Raw genomic sequence first — 23771 nt, 5'->3', positions numbered from 1 at the left:
TTAAACGAGGTCTGCAAACCGGATTCCTAAGGATTGTTAAGGTCCGTCGAAAGATCCGGCGTTATTAGCTAAGCTCAGCTGACGCTGCAGCGCCCGGGAAGGCAGGAGCGAACGATGGACCGTTGGGCGCAAATCAAGCTGTTTGTTTTGACCGCGGACCTTGGGAGCCTTTCGAAGGCAGCCGCGAAACTGGAGATGTCGAACGCCGCGGCCAGCCGCTCGCTCAACGCGCTTGAGGACCAGCTCGGTGCACGGCTAATTGAGCGAACGACGCGACGATTGTGGCTGACGGCAGTAGGAGAGGAGTATCACCGCCGGTGCAGTTCTATTCTGTCGGAATTGGCGGAAGCCGAATTAATCGTGTCGGAGGAAGCGGTCAGTCCGCGTGGCGTTCTGAGAATCACAAGCTCAGCATCGTTTGCCGCCATGCACATCGCTCCCGCGCTTCCCGAGTTTCTCCAGCGATACCCAAACCTCTCGGTTCAGATTACAACCGCGAATGAATACCGGAACTTCATTGAGGCCGGTATCGACATCGCGATCCGTACGAAAGAGCACGAAGAAGATTCGGGGATTACCGTGCGGCGTCTCGCTGAAACTCGACGAGTCCTGGCTGCGTCGCCCTCGTATCTTGCGGAATACGGCCGGCCGACGGCGCCGGAAGACGTCGCGAAGCACCGCATGCTTGTCTACAACCTCGCGGCGGACCCGTATCTCCTACATTTGCGGCAGGGCGACGAGCAGCGCCATATCGCAATAACGAGCGCGCTCGACTCGAACGAAGGTCAAGTCATCGTGGCCGCCGGCCGTGCCGGCCTGGGTATTGTGATTCAACCGCTCTATATCATTCACGATGACGTTATCTCCGGACGGCTGATTCCCGTTCTGGAGGATTGGCAATTGCCGACACTGACCATCAACCTGGCTTATCAGAGCAGACGTTATCAGCCGGCGAAGATCAGGGTTTTCACCGAATTTCTCATCGAGCGTGTGAAGCGTCTGCATCTGGAAAAGCGCTGGATGACGGTAGCAAGCCCGTGCCGCGCGCACATCATGCGCGAATGAAGAAGTCACATCTTGTAGCCACGGAGTTTTCCACCAGGTGGAAATGTGCTTTCCTCGAGGGGCATTTTTCTGCATGGAGTGAACCAGTAACTTCGGGAGTCTGCAATGCGGTGGGGAGAGGGACGGGGACAAGCAATGCGCAACATCAGCCAAGACACCATCACGCAAGCGTCATTGCGTCGACGGAAAAAGGCAAGACTCCTGATGTTGTCGCTGGTGTGCGTTCGTCACTCCCATGACTTTGTTCTGAATTAACAGGAGGCACAAGCGTGATTCGACATATCGTGATGTGGCGCATGCGTGGTGACACGCCGGCCGAGCGCGCCACGGCATCTCATCGGGTAAAGGCCAGCTTCGAGGGGTTGCGCGGTCTGATTCCGGGCATGAAGTACATCGAAGTGGGCTTGGACTCTAGCAAAGTCGACTACGCCTGCGACGTGGTGCTCGTCTCCGAGTTCGAGTCCACCGAAGCACTGGAGGCTTATACCTCGCACCCCGAGCATCTGCGGGTGCGCAAGGAACTCGGTGACTTGCGTACGGCTCGCTTCCAGGTGGACTACGCCATCGAAGCTTCAGGCAATACAGAACAAATCAGGGAGTGCGCTCATGCAAAAGCTTGACTTCGTCTACCAGGCTCGGGCTGGCCGGGTAATTTTCGGCCCCGGCAGCCTGGAGCATCTCGAGCGGGAAGTTCTGAATCTGAAGTCGGAACGCGCGCTCATTCTCTGTAGCGCGGAACAGAAGCAAACTGGCGAAGCCGTGGCGGCCCGGTTGGGCAGCCGTGCTGCGGCAGTGTTTGACCGGGCGGTCATGCATGTTCCGGTGGAATTGGCCAAGGAAGCACGAGCGCTTGCTCGCGAGTTGCATGCCGATTGCGCTATCGCTGTCGGTGGCGGCTCGACTGTCGGCCTCGGTAAGGCCATTGCGCTCGAATCAGACCTCCCCATTCTCGCGATCCCGACCACATATGCCGGCAGCGAGATGACGCCGATTTTTGGAATCACTGAAGCAGGGCTGAAGCGCACGGGAGTCGACCTGCGGGTGCTTCCGAAGACCGTCATATACGACCCGACCTTGACGACGAGCCTTCCGGTCGAGATGTCGGTCACCAGCGGTATCAACGCAATCGCGCACGCCGCGGAAGGGCTCTACTCGAAGGATGCGAATCCAGTCACGAGTTTGATGGCAGAGGAGGGCATCGCGGCGCTCGTTCGCGCAATTCCTGGAATTGTCGCAGACCCGGCGGACATCGAAGCCCGCTCGCATGCACTCTATGGCGCATGGTTGTGCGGAACGGTGCTCGGCAGCGTTGGCATGGCTTTGCATCACAAGCTTTGCCACACATTGGGTGGCAGCTTCAACTTGCCGCACGCGCAGACACACACCATTGTGTTGTCACATGCTCTCGCGTACAACCGCGACGCGGCTCCCGAGGCAATGAAGCGGATTGCTCGCGCGCTGGGTTCCGAAGATGCCGCGGTGGGGCTGTATCAGTTGGCAAAGAAAAACGGCGCACCCACGGCGCTCAAAGACATCGGGATGCGGGCGGAAGACGTGGAAAAGGCCGCCGACATCGCAATTGCCAACTCCTACTGGAATCCGCGACCAGTAGAACGCGAGGCCATCTTCGCTCTTCTCCGGGACGCGTATGAGGGCGTTGCGCCTCGTTGACGTTGCGCCCCGGACCGCTTTCGAAATGCAGAAGCAGTACCTGACGATTTTACGCGCGGTCAAAGCGCTCCGTTTCGTCAGGCACTGCAGACACAGTACCTTCGCCGGAAATAATTCATGGGCTCACGTACTCAAACCTGAACCTCGTCACGTCGCGTCTTTCAGCGTAGCAAGTAGTTCGAGCGTCCGGGCATTCGCCAAAGTTGTTGCCGTTTGGTCGAAATTCGGACTGGACGATCGTACAAATGAATGTCCCGCTGAATACCAGTGCAGGCTTACATTCTTATTCTTTCCAAAGTGTTCGTCGAGGATGCTGGAGGATTCCGCCGTAACATAGTGATCCTGAGTGCCCATATGAAACATCGCTGGTCGTGAAATGGCCGGCACACGTGAGACCTTTTTTTCAAGCCCCACGCCGTAATAGCCAACTGCGCAATCGGCCAACGATAGCGCGGCTACATCAAACGCCAGTGCACCCCCCAGGCAGTATCCGACTACAGCGACACGACCATTCGAGAAAGGTAGCGCACGCGCGTGTTCGATGGTGCATTTAAGGTCATCGACCCCTGCTTCCATGTCGAAGTTGCGAAACAAGGTAAGCGCCTGTTCCCGCTCCGATGGTATGTTCGCATCAAGTTCGATATTCGGCGCCTGTCTCCAGTACAGGTCAGGACACACACATCCAAAACCTGCGTCAACGAGCCAGTCCACGACCCCTTTGATGAAAGGCGTGATCCCGAAGATCTCTTGTGCGATCACGACGATTGGTGCAGAAGCGATCGCCGGCTTTGCGAGGTAAGCACCAATCGCCTCACCCGAACTCGAGGTGATCTTGACGCCGTTAGTTAACATATTGAGTCTCCCTTGCGATATTCCATATTTTGGCCCGCAGCTTCTGGTGCGTGACCGGCCTAGCTAACACGTGCGTACTGGCGTATCTTGTCCTCGTCAAGCGTCATACCGTGACCAATGCCCGAGGGAACTTGCAGTTCATAGTCCCGGATCTCGAGCGATTCATGGCTTAGCGTGTCCGCCAAAACGAACGGTCCGATCAGTTCGCAACCGAACGGAAGCGATTGAACCGTCGAATAGAGTTGAAGTGCAACCGAAGTGCCGATCGTCGAGTCAAGCATCGTTCCGCCATACGAAGCAATTCCACTGGCTTCTGCGATCGCAGCGACCTTTTGCGTCGCCGCAATTCCGCCCATATTGCAAAGCTTTAACGAAAAGACGTCGACACTGCGGTCGCGTGCGAGGTCGAATGCCGAGGCCAATGTACTTAGACTCTCATCGGCCATGATAGCTACCCGGTTATTGTGGGAGAGCCGTCTCAAAGCATGCGGATTGTCGCGAGCGACCGGCTGTTCGACGAGTTCCACCCCGAGCGATTCCAGTTCCGGGATGTATACCGACGCTACCTGTTCGTCCCACGCCTGATTCACGTCGACGCGAAGATAAGCCTTTGATCCGAGGCTATTTGACAACGCCTCCATATGGATGAGATCTTCTGTTGGTGATCTGAAGCCAAGCTTGACCTTGAAACGATTGTGTCGTCTGCTTTCAATCATCTCGACAGCAGAATCGATATCGCGCTGGGTATCGCCGCTTGCCAATGTCCATGTAATCGGAATCGAACTGCGCAGCCGCCCGCCAAGTATCTCGGAGATGGATACGTTCAATGCTCGCGCTTTCAGGTCGAGGAGTGCCATTTCGACCGCAGCTTTTGCGGAGGCATTTCCGGTGACGGCGCGCGACATGGTTTGCAGCGCACTGGAAATGTTGAACGCGTCGGTTCCAAGCAGATGAGGTGCGAGATACTGATCGACGATAATTTTGATCGTCTCGGCACACTCCGAACTCCAGACAGGACCACCAACGCTTCCTCCTTCGCCGGTACCAACGAGTCCTTCAGAAAAAACCCGAACAATGACGTAGCTTTGTCGTTGCACCGTAGTGATCGACATCTGGATCGGCCGCCTGGTCGGCACATCTACGATCACTGCCTCGATGGAATCGATCTTCATGTGTATGCTCCCCTCCGCGTAAGCGCAAGCTCAATAAAGACGCAGATATTTTCGACACGCGCAATTTCTTGCAGCGCTGTCACAATCGCGCCAGCAAAACTCTCAATTTTTTTATTCACTTTCCTCCGCTGGACCGCTTTGGCAGGGAGGCTGCAGCTATCCGCATATCTGATGAGGCTAGAAGCCAAATACCGGTTCGCTAGCGCCCCCGTGGGCGCTGCTGAAATTCAGCCTCCAGTTGGCGCACAACGCGTGACGTGAACGGGCGGTGCGGGAGCCAATGTGGGGCTCCCGGCTTACGGAGAACAGTAATGTCCGCCGTTCGTAGTCGTACCGCGTCTGAGGCTGGTTACGCTGGATCGAGCACGAAGTCCATTTTGAGCACCTTGGCGTTCCCGCGAATTTCCGGATCGTGCACGAGGGGGGCACGGACGCCTTCAACGCAGTCGCTGTCGACCCAGTCGCCACCGGCGAAGTAAGCTTGAGTGGTGAATTCAAGAAAGCCCTGTGCACGCACTTTGAAATGCACGTGGGCGGGTCTCCAGGGGTGGCGTCCCATGAAACCAAGAAGTTCGCCGCTGGGTCCGTCGTGCGGGATCATGTAAGGAGCAGGCATCGTCGTGCGCACACTGTACTCACCTGTTGGACCGATTATTTTCTTGCCACGGTAGAGGTCGATCGGAAAATCACCGCTGAAGCCGCTGTAAAGCCCCTGCGAATCGGAGTGCCAGATGTACAACTCAGCACCTTCAATGGGGTTCCCCGACAGATCTCTTACCTGGCCCTCGATGATCAGTCCGTCACCCTCCTCGTCACGCGTACTGATGCGGTCCGTGATCGTTGGTGCGGCTTCGAGGAAATACGGCCCTTCAAGATTGCTGACCGAACCCTTTCGATGCTTCATCTCGATGTCCGAGATGGTTGCGTTGAACAGCATGTCGCATGTAAGCGGAATTTCAAACTCCGCGCTCTGAGCGTATTTCCTCAGAAAGCCTACTGCGGCACGGTACTCTTCAAAAGTCACGTCGTGATGCCACAGCGCCTCACGGACAGATTTCAGAATATCGTGGATCACTACTGCGGAGCGGGTCGACATGCCGGTTTCCTTATAGCTGATGGGCGGGGATATTGATAATCGTTCGCTTCATAATTCGCCTCGACTATAGGGAGAACCGGTGCTATCTTCCAATACTGTTTTTGAAATCGCCAAGACCTAAAAGGTATCGCCCCTACGTGCTGTCAAGGACTCAGATTGGAACTTCGACATCTTCGCTACTTCGTGGCAGTCGCGGAGGAACATAGTTTCCGACGCGCCGCGGCGCGCCTCCACATTTCGCAACCCCCGCTTTCCCGGATGATCGGACAGCTGGAGGAGCAGGTAGGCGCACAGTTATTCGAGCGAACGGCTAGGGGCGTGGAGTTGACTGATGCGGGAGCAGCGTTTCTGGACGACGCGCGAAGAGCACTGCGTGCCGTCAACGACGCAGTCGAGCGTTCTCGTAGGGCAGCCCGTGGCGAGCTGGGCCACCTGCAGATCGCGTACTATGGCTCGACGATCTTTCGCGTGTTACCGAAATTGATCACGGAATTCGGAAAGTTGCAGTCGCAGGTCACTGTGGATCTTCACAATCTGCCGAAGGACCGCCAGATTCGTGCGCTACGTGAGGGGTGGCTAGACATCGGTTTCAGCAGGCAATACCCCAAGGAACCGGATGTTGAGTGTGAAGAGGTGGTGTGCGAACCGGTTGTTCTCGCCGTTGCGTCGTCGAATCCAATTGCCAGGCGGACGGGATTGCCAATGACTGCGTTGCGCGATGAACCCATGGTGGTTTTCCCCGCCATGTCGAGGCCGAGCTTCGCTGACGAGGTGCTACGGTTTTGCGAAGAGGCCGGGTTCACCCCCAATATCGTCAAGGAAACCGAAGATTTGATGGCTTGTCTGGCCCTTGTCTCTGCCGGGATTGGTCTGGCACTCGTACCGATCTCGGCCATGAGCATTCATCTGCCGGAGGTCTCTTTTGTGAAAGCAATCAAGCCGAAGCCCACTAGCAGCGTGTATTGTGTGTACCGGAAGAGTGAGCAGAATTCGAGTCTGCCGGGCTTCCTGAACCTGATTCGATTGCTCCGACGAACTGGGTATTGAGCTCATAGGTTCACCACTTCTTGTGCCACAGCGGCCCGGCGACGTCTGAATGGGCCTTGCCGACCCGACCACGGGTGGCGTCAGTAACCGCGAATGTCTCAGCGAACTACGCGCAGGAACAGGTTTTGGCATTCCAGCTGAGGTTTCGCATCTGCATCAACTGCATGGTGTTCCGCCACCTTGACTTGCATCGTCCCCCTCCGAATAGGCGCCAGGCGCTATCACTAAGGCCGATCTGGCCGCATCCCTTCACGGCCGAGGAGCGCTGTGGTCCACCAGTCCGTCGGCATCAATTAATTGCAATTTGCAATAATTAAAATTTGCTTATACTATGCTGATCACGTGCCTTGATGGCGTGTACTGATCAATCGGGTCGGTGCTCGCGTGGAGAACGAGAGTGGATGAATTCTTCAGGGAAACGAAATTCTGCTCGCTGGACCAGGAGTGGGTCCGTACGTGGACCACGACATGACGTGTAAGTTGTCCTGCGGAATGTGTATTTCGCTGGGTAGCAGCGCGGGCGGAAGAAGAAAGCGCACCGCTTTGGCTATTGGTCTAAATAATAGAAAAACGACGAAATTTTGAGTGATTGAATCATCGTAATCACATAAATAATGGGCGGAGACATGTTTTCATTCAACGATAAGTGGCGGGCTTGGGTCGTGGTGGCCCTGCTGTTCCTATTTATGGTCATTAACTATGCCGACAAAGCGGTCATCGGATTAGTAGCCGTGTCCGTCATGCACGATTTGTCTCTGACGCCCAGGCAGTTTGGGTTAGTCGGCAGCAGTTTCTTCTTGTTGTACTCCGTTTCAGGAATCGTATTCGGATTCGTCGCCAATCGTGTGAAGACACAATGGATCCTGGTCTTTCTGGCCGCGACATGGGCCATCGTGCAATTTCCCATGGTGGGCAGCGTGAGCCTGCCCATGTTAATTACGTGTCGGATATTGCTTGGGGTGGGTGAAGGTCCGGCCTATCCGATTGCGTTACATGCCTGCTACAAATGGTTCGATGATCGCGAGCGAGGTGTTCCTAATGCGATCATTGCTCAAGGACCCTTTGTCGGCATGATGTTGGCCGGACCGATCTTGACGTTCTTTATCGTACGTTACGGTTGGCATTCGGCATTTCTCGCGCTTGGTGTGATAGGCATCGTGTGGATCGTGCTGTGGTTGTTGTTGGGGAAAGAAGGAACCGTCGACGCCGATGGAGCAACGCAGAAGGAAGACCATCAAGAAACCGTGCCTTACGGAACGCTGTTGACCGATCCCACAGTCGTCGGTAATTTCATCTTGTGGTTCGCTGCATTCGCCGTGGTGGCGCTCTGCTTCACGTGGATTCCGGCCTATCTGCGCTTGGGCTTGGGCTATTCGGCGACAACTACGGGGTGGCTGTTTTCGATGATCGTGACTGCGCAGATTCCGGTTGCGATTGCGCTGTCATGGGTTTCAAAAAAACTGCTCGCTAGCGGTGTGTCGTCCAGACTGGCAAGAGGAGTGCTGGCTGGCGGCCCGATCGTCATGGCTGGCGCAATTTTCTGGAGTATCGGCTCAATCGGGAGTCCGGGAGCGAAGGTCGCGTGCCTTGCTGCTGGCAGCGCGATGATTCAGCTCATTGGATGGCTCGGTCCGCTGATGCTGGGTGAAATCGTACCGACGCGACAACGAGGGGCGCTACTCGGGATACACAACTCGGTCGGTACCGTGGCCGGCCTGGTAGCCCCGGCAGTCATGGGTTTGGTTATCAATGATGCGCTGAGTCCCGCCGCGGGCTTCGAGCAAGGATTTGAGCTATTGGGAGCGCTGCTCGTGTTATCCGGATTGATCGGCCTTTATCTGGTCAACCCGGAGAAATCGCGGATGAGGTTTTTTAGGCTCATTCAAACGAGCGAATCGCCGCAGCCTGCCAATACCGGAATATCGAAGCGCATGTCCCACGATGGTGGACTCATCAATCAAAGTAAGGAGTAACTCCCGTGATTACAAAACAAGAGAACGTATTGCTTACGAATACGGACGCGGACAGTCCAATGGGAGAAGTGATCAGGAGCCATTGGATTCCATTTCTCTGCGAAAGCGAATTGCCAGCGGCTGACGCTCCACCGCAGCGCATCAAGTTGCTAGGAGAAGACTTGATTGTGTTCAGGGACAGTGAGGGCAGGCTGGGCGTCATTGACGAGTTCTGTCCGCATCGGGTCGCGAGTTTATTTTATGGCCGCAATGAGGAAAGCGGCATACGCTGTATCTACCACGGCTGGAAATTTGACATCAATGGAAGCTGTGTCGACATGCCATCGGAGCCAGCGTCAAGCACCTTCCGGGAGTGCATGAAGATCAAGTCTTATCCTGTTCGCGAATTTGTAGGCCTGGCTTGGGTATATATGGGCAGCGCAACACCCGCACCCGAATTGCCGCGATTCGAGTGGATGGAATATCCGGCATCGCATCGACACATGTCGCGTTGGCAGCAAGACTGCAACTTCCTGCAAGCGCTAGAGGGAGAGGTAGACGAAGCACACGTCGCCTTTTTGCATCGGCGCCTTGACAACCCTCAAGTACATAAAGAATCTTTGTTCGGCTCATATTTTCAGGAGGACCAGGCGCCGCGCTGGAAAATCCTGGAAACTGATTTCGGTCTTGCCTGTGGGGCACGCCGTCGCGTAAAGGATGACAAGCCATTTTTCTGGCGTGTAGATTTATTCTTGATGCCCTTTTACACCATGATCGCACCAAGTGACGATCAGAATTCACGGGTGTGGCGTGTATGGATTCCACGTGACAATGAAAGCCTTTGGTCGATATGTGTGACCTACCGCAAAGATGGACCTCCTGATGCAGCTGAACTTGGCTTATGGCAAGAAGGTGTTGTTGCTCATCGCAGCGTAATCCCAGGAACGACTACGCCGATAGAGAACAGGAGCAATGATTATCTGCTGGACCGCAACGTTCAGCAGAAGGTTTCGTTCACGGGCATTCATGGTGTCCGCGGGCAAGATGCGGTGGTAACTGAAAGTTGCGGCCCTATTGTGGACCGGTCGCGTGAGCACCTGGCCTCGAGTGACACCTCGATTGTGGCAATGCGCAATGTAATGCTTCGCGCAGCCAGGGAAGTTGCGAAAGGCGTGTTACCGCGCACCAGTGCAGGTGGGGATATATACAAGGTGCAAAGCTATTCCGGGTTGCATGAAGATCCGACGGATTTCGACCATGTTCCGGAGGTGCTCGATATCATGGGGATTCAAACGAGAACAGAAAAACAGGCAAGTTGAAAGGGGAAAGCACATGTCAATATCAACGATGAATGGATTCGACTGCAAGGTCGACGTGGATACGATGTGCCTTACAGTCAGCGAAGTTGTCTCGTTGACTGGCGGCACGAAGCTATTGCGGCTGCGCGATATGAACGGCCGAATTCTTCCGCGGTATGAAGCGGGTGCGCACATCGAGGTCAAAGTCACACTCCCCGACGGCCAGCAGGCATGGAATGCCTATTCACTGATCGGAAATCCAGCCGATCGATCGGCCTTTGAGATTGCGATCAAGCGGGAAGAGAGCGGGCGGGGCGGGTCGCGGTACTTGCATGACGTATTATCCGCGGGAGAAATATTGGAGGCACGCAGGCCAATCAACGGTTTCTCGCTGGACGCAAGCGCTACCGGTCATCTGCTCGTGGCAGGCGGGATCGGTATTACTCCGATTTACTCGCTATCGTGTCAACTTTCCAGATTGAAGATCAAGCATCGTGTTATTTATTGTGTACGTGATTTGGACGATGCCCCGCTTCTCGAACGTTTGAAACAGAGCGCCTTTGCCGATGTTGAATGTCACGCGGATGAGGGACAGGCACAGCGCTATTACGATTTCGAGAATTTGCTACGCGACCCGGTGGACCGGCAACGTATCTACGTATGCGGTCCTGAGCCGTTCATCCGGGCAATTTCGCGAATTTGCGACCGGCAGCAATGGAATCGCGGCACAGTACGATCCGAAAACTTTGGTGGTATCCGGGGCGTTCCCAACCCGAAGTTGACGGTGCATCTTGCAAAGAGAAACAAGACCATTGTGGTAGAGCAGCCAGAAACTATAGTTGATGCCATGGTGCGCAATGGGCTAGATCCGCTTTATGGGTGCAAGCGCGGCGAATGTGGCATATGTGCTGTCTCGGTGACGAGTGGCACTCCGCTTCATCGCGACACGTTTTTGTCGGAAGAGGAAAAGAAGTCCGAGAAATACATGTGTACATGCGTCTCATGGAGTGAGTCGAAAGAAATCACCTTAGACCTGTAGTCGCAAGCCGGAAAAGCCAGCTCTGCCTGCGCTTGAACTGCCACCGTTCACCGGGTCGTCAAGGGATTTCGCTGAGACTCCGATTCTGGGGGAACGGAGTCGTGGAAACTTTGAAGACCAAAATGAAGTACAAAGCAACCCGGCACTGAAGTATTCGCCGGAGTTGCCAGAACGCATCATGCGGATGGTTCCGGAGCGTTGGGTGGAGAGGGTTCTCAATGGAACGCCAAATGCAGCTCACCCTTACTGGAAATAGCGGCGCGCTACGTTCATTAAGCCCCTGGATCATCCAAAAACGACTTCCAGGAGCGATCTGGAGTGAGTAGTTTGCCGATATGCTCCTCCAGTTTCAAAAGAATCACATCCAGTTGATCTGACTCCTTCTTCGACAGGACACTGAACACAGCCCGCTCAACTCCGAGTGCTACCGGAACTATCTGCTCATAAACTTTGCGCCCGCGCACAGAAAGCCTTAACTCGATCTTTCTTCTATCTTTTTGGTTTACGCGCCGGGTCAGAAGACCTCTTTTTACAAGAACGGATGTGGCCCGAGTAATCGAAAAAATATCAATGGCGATAAATTCAGCGAGGTCTTTGGCGGACATAGGGGCATGCTCAGCCACGGCAGCAATAATTCTCCACTCCGTTTGTGAGAGATCAAATTCTGCCTCGTACATTTCCGCAAGCGCCAGGGTCAGCTTATTCCCCAGAAAAACGAATCTCGCGTTGCGCCAATTTTTCACCCGAAATTCGGGATGGAGAGAATTCTCGTCTTCGCTTTTCATTGTATTTATGGAATGTTTGGGAACGAACCGGTTCTGGATTTGAACAGATTGATAATATGATCAGTTTCAGCGTATCCAAACAGGCAAGCAAGGGTGTTTACGATCATATGATTTTACCCCTCTTCGTCGGAAATGTGGCAGGGCTTGTCGTCAACTTACGGCACCATGACGCCAAAAAAGAGGGCAGGTGGCGAAAAGTACTTGGCGACAGATCGACTCGAGTGCGCGAGCGTAGCCGCAGGTCTAAATCAAAACCAATTTGGACTCGACGCTGCAGACGCTCCTTACACCGATCTATCGAAGAGCTGCGGGTTTGCGAGCACTGGTTCGCGAAAAGAACGGCACCTCAACGTGGTGTCGTTGTTACACGGAGGACTTTGCGGGAAGTTGATTCCGCTCTTTCAATGAAATCACCAATGGCCTTCCACATCGCCACCGGATTGGAGTACATCGGGAAGTGTCCGCAGTTGGGAATCTCCGCCAGTTCGACTCCCTTGCTCTCGATATGGCTTAGATAGGTCAAGTTCGAGTTCTGCTCGCCGTACATGAACATTCGCGGAAATGGGAACCCAAGAAACTTCCGCATCAAATCTCCGTTGTCCGACAGGCTCACCATTGATCTGAAAATGCTGGGAACTGCATCGGCGCGCACTTTGTGGCGCAGACTGGACGAATAGAGAGCGCTTGCATATGCAGGCGCGTGAAGCGCGCGTTCGATGAATTCCGCAAAGAACTGCTCTGCGCTGTCGGACGGGTATTGGTCGATCTGCCTGCTGAGGAAGCAGTCCTCGGGGGCGATATTTCCCTCGATGTTGATAAAAGACAAGACGCGTTGGGGCAATTGCGACGAGAGCATCAATGCTGTAAGACCACCCATCGAATGCCCGACCAGGTGAAAGCGTTCAAACCCGAAATGGCCGGCGACCGCCGCGGCGGTATCGAGGAGAAATGGAATGTCGACCTTCGTGAGATCGGCACAGTCGGTCTCGCCGCAACCCGGTGCGTCGTATGCGGCAAACGCGCGCCCCTCGAATACGCCGTGTCGGACGATGTCGGCATAGTCCTCTTTGGTAGAGCCGAATCCGTGCAGCAACAGGACTGGCGCTTTCGGACCTTGGCGGCACAATGCCGAAATGGTCACTGACGTTCCGGATATCGATAAGGGAATCGACGACCGCTGGAATTCTTGTGTCATGGTTTTGCGAATGAACGACAGTCCTCGAAAGACCTGTCTTGTTGAACGTATGTGCCCGTCATGTCGGCTGCGCGCGGCGTCAGCGCTCGAGAGTGGCGCAGAATTCGCGGATGGCATCGCACGCGCGCGCCAAGGGAAAATTTCGGAAGCCAAGCACCGGTATTGTTGGGCCTATGCGACCGATGCGAATCTCTTACCGCAATCCAACACGACGACGGTCGATTGTCGATCGCGCAGCGGCGTCGAGAATCAGCTGGCAGATGAAATCGCTCGCGGGTCTAGAATGTTGACACTGAAGTCGCAGTATTTCGCTGCTAGTTGTGCGATTTGATCGCACAGTGAATAGCTGTGTTCCCCTCGATGAAGCGCAACGTAGTGGATAGGTGGGAGAGCGGGCCGGGTTCTAATAGCTTTCAGTGCGCCCGCCGAAATCATGTAGTTCAGGCAAGATTTTGGCAAGTGACTTACCCCCATTCCTGAGACCGTTAACCCGACCTGGGCGACGAGGTTATTGACCGTCAGCACTTTGGCGAGACTCACACCATTTTCGGAGAGAAATCGCGTGTAGATAAGTCCCGATCCTGACAGATTGCCTTGTAGAAGCAGCGGAAATTGAGCAATCTCTCCAAGGGGAATAGTGCTCTTCGCCGCATACCGTGACGGCGAGTACATCCATGTGTGCTCGGCTTTTCCGACTGGTACACTGACAAACCGCTCGCTGGTAGGCAGCTCAGGCACGATGATCAGATCAACGGTATCGGCCGCGAGGCGTTCTCTTAGCGTGATGCTCAGATCCACCTCTGCCTCGACAATCACCTTCGGATACGCGTCCCGGACAGCCGATATCAGGCGTGGCAGCCAGGTTAGCGCGGTCAGTTCGGTGACACCGATACGGATGCGCCGCACCAGCACCTCATTCGCACTCACACGCTCGACGATCTCGTCGCGTCTCCCGAGCAGCTCCTTCGCATACTCGAACAGTTCGTTTCCCTTCTCGGTAATCCGCGCGGTACGGGACGTTCTGTCGAACACCGCGAAGTCAAACGTCGACTCGAGTTCGTGGATGCGCTTCGATATCGCCGACTGGCTCGAATTCAATTTGCCGGCGGCGGCTTCGAACGAGCCTAGCTGGACGATCCAATACAGCGCTTCCATTTGCTTGAAAGTGAACATGACGGTCCGATGTATGCCTTCAGGAGATGCTATCCGTCACGGTAACATAATTTTTCGCTCAAATTCGCGCTGTCAAACTTTCGTCGTACCGGCCTTCAAAACGGCGTCTTTGCCGACATCCGCCGTGATGCGAAGGAAAGCGTCGATGTCTTCCGGCGAGTTGCAATGCAACGGCGAGATCCGGACGGCACCCTTCAGCCCGAATGATTCGAGCATCCGTCTTGGATACCGGTTGGTCGAAACGCGCTCGTAGCCGATGACGCCACGCCGTTCGTACTCTCTTACCGGGTCTATTTCGCCGATGTCTTCGAATGCCACTGCGAGGATCAGATCACGTCGGGTAAGGTCGTCATGATCGAGCAGTACGCATCCTCGACTCCACGCTGTTCGATCGCCTGCAACTCGCGCGCAATTTCATGCACTCGCTCGGCGTTATCAGACGCTGAGTCGACCTCCGCGAATCGGTAGAGCGCTTTCTTCAACCGGAACGAACCACCCGCGTTGTCGAAATAGAGTCGTTTGCGGCCGGTGAAACCTGAATCGACAAGGTGAAACTTTTCCCTGACGACGCGCATCAATGCATCGTCGAAGAGTTGGCCGTCGGCATTCTCCATTGCTTGTTCCTTGGGGCGCTTATTCGCGTGCCGCTCTCGCGAATATCCAGCGGACGATAAGCGCTCGAGAGTTGGAAGAAATGCCAATTTTTTTAGTGAATTTCCATCACTTTAATTCGGGTGTATAGAGGCACCCGGGGATGCGGCAAGTATGCGAACTGCACGGTTCGTGCCGCCTGCACTCGGACGGATGCAACGGTCGAAACACATGTAAAAAAGTGATCTCAACACATATAAAAATATCGTTTTCCGACATTTTTTTTGCATGGAACAATGGGTTTCCGGTAGCCAGTGTTTCACCAAACCCGAAGCGCTGCGCCGACCGTATTTATATTAAAGGACCTTGGAGATAGGCAGATGAATCGTCTCAATGCTTGCATGGGCGCTGCTGTATTCGTCATATCTATGACCGGAGCGGCTGCAGCGCAGGCCGACCGGCTTGCCGACATCAAGGCGCGCGGCACGCTGGTGTGTGGCATCGTTAGCAACAACCCCCCGTTTGGATTTCAAGATCCTGACACGCGTGAAATTGTGGGATATGACGTCGATTTCTGCAAAGGCGTGGCAAAACAGCTGGGTGTCAAACCGGTGCTGAAAGTGCTATCGCTCGAAGCGCGCATTCCAGAGTTGACGCAAGGCCGGGTAGACATTCTCACGGCCACGCTTACCTACAATCCGGAGCGTGCGCAGCAAATCGACTTCTCGAACATGTACTTCGTCAGCAACGAAGTGATCGCGACGTCTGCAGGAAGCCCATACCACACGGTCAATGATCTGGCTGGAAAGCGGATCAGCACTGTCAAGGGTTCGAGCGATATTCCGACGGTGCAGCATGTGCTCCCGACGGCGCAGTTGGTGAGTTACGACGATCCATCTTCAGCATTCATGGCGCTGGCCCAGAAGAAGGTCGACGGCTATGTGATGTCGGAAAGCATCATGCATCGATTCATCGAACGGTTGGGGTCCAACGCAAACGCGATTGCCATTCTGTCACCGCCGGTTTCACGCGAATACTGGGGTCTGGGAATGAAAAAGGACGAGCCAAAAATGTTTGAAGCTGTCAACCATGCGCTCGACAAAATGGAGTCGTCGGGACAATCACAGCAAATCTTCGACAGGTGGCTTGGAGCCGCGTCTTCCTACAAGATGAAACGGGACTTCGCTAACGCGCCTATTCCGCGCTGATCCATTAAGCGGCGCTTGCCGATGGACGGAGTAAAGAGTGTTCAATCACCTCGAATTTGGCACAGTGTTCGCTGGAACGTTCACGCATCTGTTGCTGTCCGCGGCGATCAGCACACTAAAGCTGACAGCGGCAAGCTGGGTTCTTGCCATCGGGCTGGGAACGGTCCTGGCCGTCTTGCGGGCATCTGGAATATCCATCGTGACGAAAGGAGTTGCGGCGTTTGTTTCTTACCACCAGAACGTTCCATTGCTTGCGCAGATTTTTTTCTGGTACTTCGCGATGCCCACACTTCTGCCCGATGCAGCGCAATCCTGGGCTAACGCGCACGATGGGGAGTTGATCTACGCGTCGATTGCGATCGGCCTGTGTATGTCGGCGTTCTTTTCGGAAGATATTCGCAGCGGCCTACGTTCGGTTCATCACGGTCAGTATGAGGCGTCGAGATCGCTAGGCCTTGGCTTCTTCGCGACGCTGCGGTTTGTGACATTTCCGCAGGCTGTCAGGAGCGCGCTTCCGTCTTTCGTCAATCACACGGTGATGATGTTCAAGGACACCAGTCTCGCGATGACGATTGGCGCGGCGGAGATGACATATGTGATTCGCCAGATCGAGAACGAGACGTTCAGGACCTTCGAGGCCTACGCGGTCGCAACTGCTTTCTATCTGGCTGTGTCGCTCGGCTTGATGGGACTGGGCGCCGTGATCGGAAAACGCATCCAGATGAGGGCGAGATAAACACATGTTCGGAATCGTTCAAGAGTATGGATTGCTTCTTCTCGTCGGGCAATTTCCCAATGGACCGATTGGAGGACTCGCGCTCACGCTGATTCTCTCCGTCCTCGGACTTGCGTTGTCTTTCCCGTTGAGCGTTGCACTCGCGCTGTGCAGAATGTCGCCGATCAGGCTCTTCTACGCGACTTCGACCGTACTGGTCTATGTGGTGCGGGGCATTCCCCTGGTGATGTTCGTCTTCTGGGGATACTTTCTTGTTCCCATTCTGGTTGGGCACAGTGTAACGGCCTTTACGGCGTTGATCTGTACGTTGGTTGTTTATGAGTCGGCTTATCTGTCGGAAGTGATTCGCGCGGGCGTCGAAGCGCTCCCGAAAGGGCAATTCGAAGCGTCGCGCGCGTTGGGGATGGGGTACTGGAAGACGCACTTCTGGGTCATCCTGCCGCAAGCTTTGTACAACATGGTTCCCAGCATCATCAGCCAGTTCGTGTCGCTCATCAAGGAAACGTCCATTGGCTACGTGATCAGCGTACAGGAACTGACATACGAAGCGAATCAGGTCAACAACAGCCTGCTGACAAGCCCGTTCCAGGTGTTTGTGATTCTGGTCACCGTCTATTTCGTGGTCTGCTTCGTGCTCACGAAGTGTGCAAATTATCTGGAGCGCAATGTTACACGCAAGCGCTCGCCGAAGGCGGTGCCGCAAAGGAGCATTGAAAGTGATTCGATTCTCGAAGGTTAACAAGTGGTACGGGGAGTACCAGGCGCTCGCTGACGTGACCGCGGAAGTTAGCAATGGCGAGGTGGTCGTCGTTTGTGGCCCTTCAGGCTCGGGAAAATCGACGTTGATTCGCACGATCAACCGGTTGGAGGAAATCCAGTCAGGCACCATTCACGTGAACGGTCAGGACATTCATGCTCACGGGATGCGACTCAATGATTTCCGTGGCGGCATCGGCTTTGTGTTTCAGTCGTTCAATCTGTTTCCGCATCTGTCTGTGCTTGAAAACGTGTGCCTCGCGCCAGTCAGGGTCTCGAAGAAACGAACCGTCGAGGCGAAAGAGCAGGCGATGTCGCTGCTTCATCGCGTAGGTCTTGCAAACAAGGCGTCCGCCTATCCGCATCAATTGTCAGGCGGTCAGCAGCAACGCGTTGCGATTGCCCGGGCGCTTGCGATGAACCCGCCCGTCATGCTCTTTGACGAACCGACGAGCGCGCTCGATCCTGAAATGGTGGGTGAAGTTTTGACTGTCATGCGATCACTTGCCCGTGACGGGATGACCATGGTCTGCGTGACGCACGAAATGGGTTTCGCACGCGAGGTGAGCGACCGTGTATGGTTTATGGATAAGGGCGTCATCCTCGAAGAAAGCTCTCCCGCTGAGTTTTTTAGTGCCCCTCGGCACGCCAGAGCGAAAGCTTTCCTGTCGGATCTAACGTCATACTAGCCATGATTAATCGATTCCAAATACACGTAGATGACGTGGAACTGGCCTCCTTGAGGACGAAACTCGATCAGGTTCGCTGGCCCGATGAGCTGGAGGACGCGGGCTGGAGCTTTGGTGCCGATCTTCAGTTCATGCAGGAACTCCATGGTTACTGGCGTGAGACGTACGACTGGCGTGCGCAGGAGAAGCGGCTGAACGCACTGCCTCACTACCAGCACCGCGGTGATGGGCCAGCCATCCATTTCATCCATCAACCGGGGCAGGGACCGGCGCCGCTGCCGTTGATCATGACGCACGGATGGCCAGGCAGCTTCGTGGAGATGCTGAAGATACTTCCGCTGCTTACCGATCCCGGAACGCATGGCGGTGACCCGGCAGACGCCTTTTCGGTCGTCGTACCATCGATCCCCGGCTATGGCTTTTCTGAACGGCCGTCGCGGCGCGGAACCAGTGTGTTCGCGGTCGCCGACCTCTGGGCAGAGCTAATGGCGGCTCTCGGTTACGAACGATTTGGCGCTCAGGGTGGCGACTGGGGCTCGTGGATCAGTTCCGCGCTGGGTTTGCGGCATCCGGAGCGTCTGATCGGCATTCACCTGAACTACGTTTCCACCGGCTTTCGTCCCGATCTCGGTTCGGGCACGCCGTCGCTGACCGAAGAAGAGACTGCGTATCTGGATCGTGTTGCGAAGTGGCGCGACGCCGAAGGTGCCTACATCGCGATCCAGAGCACAAAACCACAGACGCTTGCGTATGGGCTGACCGACTCGCCCATGGGTCTTGCAGCGTGGTTGATAGAAAAATTCCAGAGCTGGAGTGATTGTGACGCGAGGCCCGATGAGGTACTGAGCAAAGACGAGTTGCTTACGAATGTCATGGTTTACTGGCTCACCAATACGATTCATTCGTCGCTCCGCTTCTACAACGAATCACGTTCCGCGCCGCTTCATCTCCAGCCTGGCCAGCGCATACTGCCTCCGTGCGGCATCGTGCGTCTGCCACGCGAATTGCCCATGCCGCCGCGTAGCTGGGTAGAACGGGCGTTCAATCTGACGCACTGGACAACCCTCCCGCGCGGCGGTCATTTCGCGGCGATGGAGGCGCCTGAGCAACTTGCCGAGGACATTCGTACTTTCTTTAGGCCATTGCGAAAGTAAAAGCGACCTCCGGAAGGCGTCCCAACTGATTTCGCGATTATCCCGCTCGATCGTATCTCATATCCAATGACAGATGCCAAGCTCCGCTTCCTGAGCGCCAAGGAAGCCCGACAATTGATCGCCAGAAAGGAGGTGTCCGCGCTCGAGTACGTGGTGGACTCATTGGATGCGATCGGCGCGGAAAATGACACGCTGCACGCCTTTCTGGAGGTCTACCGTGACGACGCGCTCGCCGCCGCTCGTGAAGCGGACAAGAGTATGGCGCGCGGCGAAGTTAGTGGCCCGCTTCATGGTTTGCCGTTTGCGGTCAAAGATCTGATCGACGTCGAGGGCAAGCCGACCACTGCGCAATCCGCCGTCTTGCGCGGTCAGGTTGCAAAGCGGGACGCTGACGTGACGCGTCAACTGCGCAGTGCGGGTGCCATCCTGATCGGGAAGTTGACCCTGGAGGAGTTCGGCATCGGTTCACCGTCGGATAAGTTGCCGTGGCCACCTGCACGTAATCCGTGGGACATCGAACGCACGCCCGGCGGCTCGTCGAGCGGCTGCGGCGTCGCACTGGCCGCGTGTCAAGTGCCGCTTACTATCGGCACCGACACAGCGGGTTCTGTCCGGAATCCCGCCGCGATGTGTGGCGTGACCGGTCTTAAACCGACTTACGATCTGCTCAGTCGCGAAGGCGTATTTCCGCTCGCACCATCGCTGGACCATGTCGGCTTGATGACGCGCAGCGCTGAAGACTGTGCGCTTGTGCTTCGCGCACTAAAGTGTGGCGCAAGCCGGTCAGTGCTCGGACACGCGGCGGAAAACATGCCGCTACGCGGTCTCCGGGTCGGTCTGCTCGCACATTTCCATAGTCGCGATATCGTAGCTAGCGAGGAGACACGTTCCGCGATCGCTTTAGCAGCTTCTGAGTTCGCGCAACTCGGTGCTGTGGTGGAGACTGTCGACGCTGGCGATCTCGAGTCGTTTCGGCAGTGCGGCTCGACACTTCTGCGCTTCGAGGCGTATGCGGTCCACCGTAACTTTCTTGCGCACGCACCTGAGCGCTATGGTGCCCGTTGCCGCGACACGCTTCTAAACGGTGCTTCGGTGTCTGGGCAGGAATACCTGGAAGCAAAAAGGCAACAACGTATTCTCACGGACCAGATCGATCGGGTGCTCGAAACATCGGACGTTCTGATTGCGGGGGTCTCCGCGCACACGGCCGCGTTGCTTGCTGACGAAGAGGCCATCAATCGGTCGGCCAACCAGATGCGCGTGCCTTTCAATGTTACTGGTCACCCGGCGCTGTCGTTTTGTATCGGCTTTTCGTCCTCAAGCGGCTTGCCTATCGGTGCGCAATTGATCGGGCGACGCTTTGAAGAAGAGAAACTGCTGGCCATCGCCGCAGCATATCAAGGCGTGACCGCGTGGCATATGCAGCATCCGTGCATGCCCTTTACCCGCCGTCGCGGAACTGTTCACCGCGATGCCTGGCCCGCCTATGGGCAGTCTCAACGTGATCTTCCCCAATAGGAGCAGTCGATGATCGACGTCCCTTCAACTCCGTGGTTGCGTAGCGAGGGGGTAGCATGACCGCCCGTTCGCAGAGCCAGGATGATGCGGTGCGCCTTGCAAAAAACAGGAACGCCTGCAGCGCGCACATCGAAGCCGCGCTGGATGCCGTCGGCATGCACGACGCAGCGTTCACCCGCATCTATGCGGAAGCTGCAATAGCCCACGCGGCTACTGTCGACACACGCCGCGCGCAGGGCGTCGAAAGGCTGACTGCGCTCGCGGGAATGCCCATCACGATCAAGGACAACATGGATGTGGCGGGCGAGCCCACAGCGGCGGGCTCGCGCGTCCTCGCGGAGACAGCGTCTCCTGCAGCTACCGATGCCGATGTGGTCAAGCGCCTGCGCACGGCAGGGGCGATCATCCTGGGCAAAACGGCGATGGCGGAACTCGCGTTGTCGTCCGTCGGCCTCATCGAAGCAACGGGACAGCTTCCTAATCCGCTCGATCCTGAGCGCGTGCCCGGCGGTTCCTCATGCGGTGCGGCAGTGTCGGTCGCTGTCGGTGCAGCCTCCGCCGCACTGGGCACCGATACCGGCGGATCGGTGCAAATTCCGGCCGCGCTCTGCGGGCTTGTCGGTTTCAAGCCGACGGCGTCGCAGATTTCGCGTGAGGGCGTCGTTCCGCTTTCGCAGCATCTTGACTCGGTAGGCGTAATCGCCCATTCCGTTCGATGTTGTCGCATGGTCTACGAAGCGCTTGCACAAAATCCTGCAACGAGTTTTCCAGACCAGGTGCCGCGCTCGATTAAAGGGCTTCGGTTCGCGGTGCCTCAAAATTATGTGCTGAATGACCTCGAACCCGCAGTGGCGGCCGCCTTTGAGCGAACACTTAGTGTTTTGTCGAAACACGGTGCCGTGCTGCAGGATATCGACTTACCTGCGTTCGACCGCGTTCCGGACGTCTATCAAGGAGGTGGCTTCTCGATGGCCGAGCTATACGCGTGGCTAAGGTCTCGCGGGTCGCTAACGCGTTCGCTGATTTCATCGCGCGCGTACTCGCGAATTGAGCAGGGCGGTGTGCTCTTAGCCGCTGATATGCTCGACAGGCTCTCGCTGCGTGCTTCGCTTGTCGAGAGCGCTGCTCAGCAGACAAGCCGCTGGGACGCACTGTTGATGCCGACGTGCCCAATACTGCCACCGTTCATTCGAGCTGTTGCCGATGACGACGGCTATAACCGTTACAGCATGCTTCTGATGCGAAACACACGCGTCGCAAACGTACTCGATCGTTGTGCGGTGACCCTCCCTGTCAACGATCGTGATGGCCTACCTGTTGGAATGATGTTGATGGGACTGCGCGGACAGGATGATGCGCTGCTCGGAATCGCAGAAGCCGTCGAGGGGCTGCTTCCCCGGCGAATTGCCTGAGAAGGACCACCATGAAAGTTGTCCTACTCGATAGTGTTGGCGCTTCCAAAAAATCCGGGGCGATTCACGATTGCGCGGTTGATAGGTTGATAGTCAACCGTACTTTTCGCTGCGCGCTGTCATGCCAAATAGGAATTTCTCATCTATCGGTTTAGGTCGCGGTAAGTAAGGAATTGACGGGAATAGCATCTCTTACCTGAGGACGCATTTGAACCGGGCGAATTCGCGCTGGTTGTCAACAGTCAAGAGACCTTTTGGGGCGGGTTAAAACTGAAGTTTGGGGATGGAAAATGATTGGTTTTCAAATCAAAAACCGGGAACGCTGCGTGAGTCCGGAGCTGACAGAGCAGTTCAGGTCGCTACCCGTCGCTAACGTAAGCGACGTGATGTCGCGACTTACTGCGGCCGGTGCCTCGCTGCGGCCAATGCACGACGGAACCGCGATGGCAGGGCCGGCTCTCACAGTTAAGTGCCGTCCCGGTGATAATCTGATGGTGCACAAAGCACTGGAGTGTGCGGTGACGGGAGACGTGATTGTCGTTGATGCCGGCGGCGACCTAACCAACGCGATTATCGGCGAACTGATGACGGCATACGCAGCAAGGAAGGGCATCGCTGGCATCGTCATCAACGGCGCCGTCCGAGACAGTGACACTCTGCGCAAGGGGAGTCTTCCGGTCTTCGCGGCAGGGGTCACGCACCGGGGACCCTATAAGGATGGTCCGGGCGAAATCAACGTTACGGTCGCCATTGGCGGCATGTGCATCGAGCCCGGCGACTTGGTCATCGGCGATGCCGATGGCCTTCTTTGTGTGCCATTCCAACTTGCGGACGAAATCTACGAAGCGGCGAGCGCAAAGCATTGCGCCGAGGAAGCTACAATTACTGAAATCTGGGAAGGAAGGCTCGATACTGGTTGGATTGACCAGCGCTTACGTTTGCTGGGCTGTGCAGGCGTGTAGTACTGCGGCGGGAAACGTTCGCGCGCTCGACCTTGTGCAATCCGGGCCGCAACTGTTTGCGACGATTGAATCGGCGGCCGACCGTGGACGCGTTGGCGATGCCGAAGGATTAGGGACCTCGCGATATCGCCACCTGCATACGAAGCAGCTCCAGCCCCTTTGCGCGAGAGTTCAACCCGACACTGGGAAGCTCCGCTGCGCCTTGCCTATCAGAGGTGGAGTCCGCACGGCGCGTATTTAAAAACGCCAATCGGGTCAGGGCGTTAGCTGGCGCGCTGGTGCCAATTTTCGCCGTCTTCAGTATCACTGTGCAGGTTTCGCCTGAGTCGTTCGCCACCACTGGTGGCGTGATGCTCGTTGCTTTTCAAGGTTGAGCTGACGATGAGGTGCACGAAATCGA

The 23771-nt window shown here is 55.9% G+C and carries 23 protein-coding genes; 15 read left to right on the top strand and 8 right to left on the bottom strand.

Annotation, left to right across the window (positions count from 1 at the left end):
* Positions 1-114 precede the first annotated feature (114 nt).
* The 3 genes from B0G82_RS20655 (at position 115) to B0G82_RS20645 (ending at position 2736) form a co-directional block, all read left to right on the top strand.
* Positions 115-1065: a LysR family transcriptional regulator gene (locus B0G82_RS20655; protein WP_116120952.1), complete on the top strand. Its 951-nt coding sequence runs from the start codon at positions 115-117 to the stop codon at positions 1063-1065.
* A gap of 269 nt (positions 1066-1334) precedes the next feature.
* On the top strand, positions 1335-1685 hold the full coding sequence (locus tag B0G82_RS20650) for a Dabb family protein (RefSeq protein ID WP_199730152.1): 351 nt from the start codon (positions 1335-1337) through the stop codon (positions 1683-1685).
* Entirely contained in the window at positions 1672-2736 is a 1065-nt protein-coding gene (locus B0G82_RS20645; RefSeq protein WP_121308856.1) for a maleylacetate reductase, read from the top strand. The genes B0G82_RS20650 and B0G82_RS20645 overlap by 14 nt, the downstream gene beginning before the upstream one ends.
* A gap of 147 nt (positions 2737-2883) precedes the next feature.
* Here the strand turns inward: B0G82_RS20645 and B0G82_RS20640 are convergent, their stop codons facing one another.
* The 3 genes from B0G82_RS20640 to B0G82_RS20630 form a co-directional block, all read right to left on the bottom strand.
* On the bottom strand, positions 2884-3588 hold the full coding sequence (locus B0G82_RS20640; RefSeq protein WP_121308855.1) for a dienelactone hydrolase family protein: 705 nt from the start codon (positions 3586-3588) through the stop codon (positions 2884-2886).
* A gap of 59 nt (positions 3589-3647) precedes the next feature.
* Positions 3648-4760 (bottom strand): muconate cycloisomerase family protein, encoded by a 1113-nt coding sequence (locus B0G82_RS20635; protein ID WP_121308854.1) that lies wholly within the window; start codon positions 4758-4760, stop codon positions 3648-3650.
* Between the two features lie 349 nt (positions 4761-5109).
* Positions 5110-5856, bottom strand: a complete 747-nt coding sequence (locus B0G82_RS20630) for a dioxygenase (protein ID WP_121308853.1) — start codon at positions 5854-5856, stop codon at positions 5110-5112.
* A 156-nt stretch (positions 5857-6012) separates the two neighbouring features.
* On the opposite strand from B0G82_RS20630, the gene B0G82_RS20625 reads away from it, so the two are divergent.
* The 4 genes from B0G82_RS20625 (at position 6013) to B0G82_RS20610 (ending at position 11192) form a co-directional block, all read left to right on the top strand.
* Positions 6013-6903, top strand: coding sequence for a LysR substrate-binding domain-containing protein (locus B0G82_RS20625; RefSeq protein ID WP_121308852.1), 891 nt, complete (start codon positions 6013-6015; stop codon positions 6901-6903).
* Between the two features lie 626 nt (positions 6904-7529).
* A complete protein-coding gene (locus B0G82_RS20620) occupies positions 7530-8876 on the top strand; it encodes an MFS transporter (protein ID WP_121310744.1) in 1347 nt (448 codons plus the stop codon).
* 5 nt (positions 8877-8881) lie between these two features.
* Entirely contained in the window at positions 8882-10174 is a 1293-nt protein-coding gene (locus B0G82_RS20615) for a Rieske 2Fe-2S domain-containing protein (protein ID WP_121308851.1), read from the top strand.
* A gap of 13 nt (positions 10175-10187) precedes the next feature.
* Positions 10188-11192 (top strand): PDR/VanB family oxidoreductase, encoded by a 1005-nt coding sequence (locus B0G82_RS20610; RefSeq protein ID WP_121308850.1) that lies wholly within the window; start codon positions 10188-10190, stop codon positions 11190-11192.
* A 272-nt stretch (positions 11193-11464) separates the two neighbouring features.
* Here B0G82_RS20610 and B0G82_RS20605 read toward each other — a convergent pair whose 3' ends face one another.
* From B0G82_RS20605 to B0G82_RS20590, 5 genes are all read right to left on the bottom strand, one after another.
* A complete protein-coding gene (locus B0G82_RS20605; RefSeq protein ID WP_116120968.1) occupies positions 11465-11977 on the bottom strand; it encodes a MarR family transcriptional regulator in 513 nt (170 codons plus the stop codon).
* Between the two features lie 346 nt (positions 11978-12323).
* The gene (locus tag B0G82_RS20600) at positions 12324-13172 is read right to left on the bottom strand and encodes an alpha/beta hydrolase (protein ID WP_121308849.1); all 849 of its coding nucleotides are present in this window, start codon (positions 13170-13172) and stop codon (positions 12324-12326) included.
* A gap of 249 nt (positions 13173-13421) precedes the next feature.
* Positions 13422-14345 (bottom strand): LysR family transcriptional regulator, encoded by a 924-nt coding sequence (locus B0G82_RS20595; RefSeq protein WP_121308848.1) that lies wholly within the window; start codon positions 14343-14345, stop codon positions 13422-13424.
* Between the two features lie 72 nt (positions 14346-14417).
* The gene (locus tag B0G82_RS39460; protein WP_147439539.1) at positions 14418-14663 is read right to left on the bottom strand and encodes a hypothetical protein; all 246 of its coding nucleotides are present in this window, start codon (positions 14661-14663) and stop codon (positions 14418-14420) included.
* A gap of 8 nt (positions 14664-14671) precedes the next feature.
* A complete protein-coding gene (locus B0G82_RS20590; RefSeq protein WP_121308847.1) occupies positions 14672-14959 on the bottom strand; it encodes a hypothetical protein in 288 nt (95 codons plus the stop codon).
* 357 nt (positions 14960-15316) lie between these two features.
* Between B0G82_RS20590 and B0G82_RS20585 the strand changes: the two genes are divergently transcribed.
* The 8 genes from B0G82_RS20585 (at position 15317) to B0G82_RS20550 (ending at position 23371) form a co-directional block, all read left to right on the top strand.
* Positions 15317-16144 (top strand): ABC transporter substrate-binding protein, encoded by an 828-nt coding sequence (locus B0G82_RS20585; protein ID WP_121308846.1) that lies wholly within the window; start codon positions 15317-15319, stop codon positions 16142-16144.
* A gap of 91 nt (positions 16145-16235) precedes the next feature.
* Positions 16236-16880 (top strand): amino acid ABC transporter permease, encoded by a 645-nt coding sequence (locus tag B0G82_RS20580; RefSeq protein WP_241974756.1) that lies wholly within the window; start codon positions 16236-16238, stop codon positions 16878-16880.
* Positions 16881-16884: 4 nt separating this feature from the next.
* Positions 16885-17619 (top strand): amino acid ABC transporter permease, encoded by a 735-nt coding sequence (locus B0G82_RS20575; RefSeq protein ID WP_121308845.1) that lies wholly within the window; start codon positions 16885-16887, stop codon positions 17617-17619.
* On the top strand, positions 17597-18325 hold the full coding sequence (locus B0G82_RS20570) for an amino acid ABC transporter ATP-binding protein (protein ID WP_121308844.1): 729 nt from the start codon (positions 17597-17599) through the stop codon (positions 18323-18325). The genes B0G82_RS20575 and B0G82_RS20570 overlap by 23 nt, the downstream gene beginning before the upstream one ends.
* A 2-nt stretch (positions 18326-18327) precedes the next feature.
* Entirely contained in the window at positions 18328-19479 is a 1152-nt protein-coding gene (locus B0G82_RS20565) for an epoxide hydrolase family protein (protein ID WP_121308843.1), read from the top strand.
* A 66-nt stretch (positions 19480-19545) separates the two neighbouring features.
* The gene (locus tag B0G82_RS20560; RefSeq protein WP_121308842.1) at positions 19546-20997 is read left to right on the top strand and encodes an amidase; all 1452 of its coding nucleotides are present in this window, start codon (positions 19546-19548) and stop codon (positions 20995-20997) included.
* 56 nt (positions 20998-21053) lie between these two features.
* Complete coding sequence (locus tag B0G82_RS20555) at positions 21054-22409, top strand: amidase family protein (RefSeq protein WP_116120988.1); 1356 nt, start codon at positions 21054-21056, stop codon at positions 22407-22409.
* Between the two features lie 290 nt (positions 22410-22699).
* A complete protein-coding gene (locus B0G82_RS20550; RefSeq protein WP_116120990.1) occupies positions 22700-23371 on the top strand; it encodes an RraA family protein in 672 nt (223 codons plus the stop codon).
* Positions 23372-23771: the final 400 nt, after the last annotated feature.

Source organism: Paraburkholderia sp. BL17N1, from assembly GCF_003634175.1.
In the GTDB taxonomy this organism is placed as follows: domain Bacteria; phylum Pseudomonadota; class Gammaproteobacteria; order Burkholderiales; family Burkholderiaceae; genus Paraburkholderia.
This window is presented reverse-complemented; position numbering and strand designations above follow the sequence as displayed.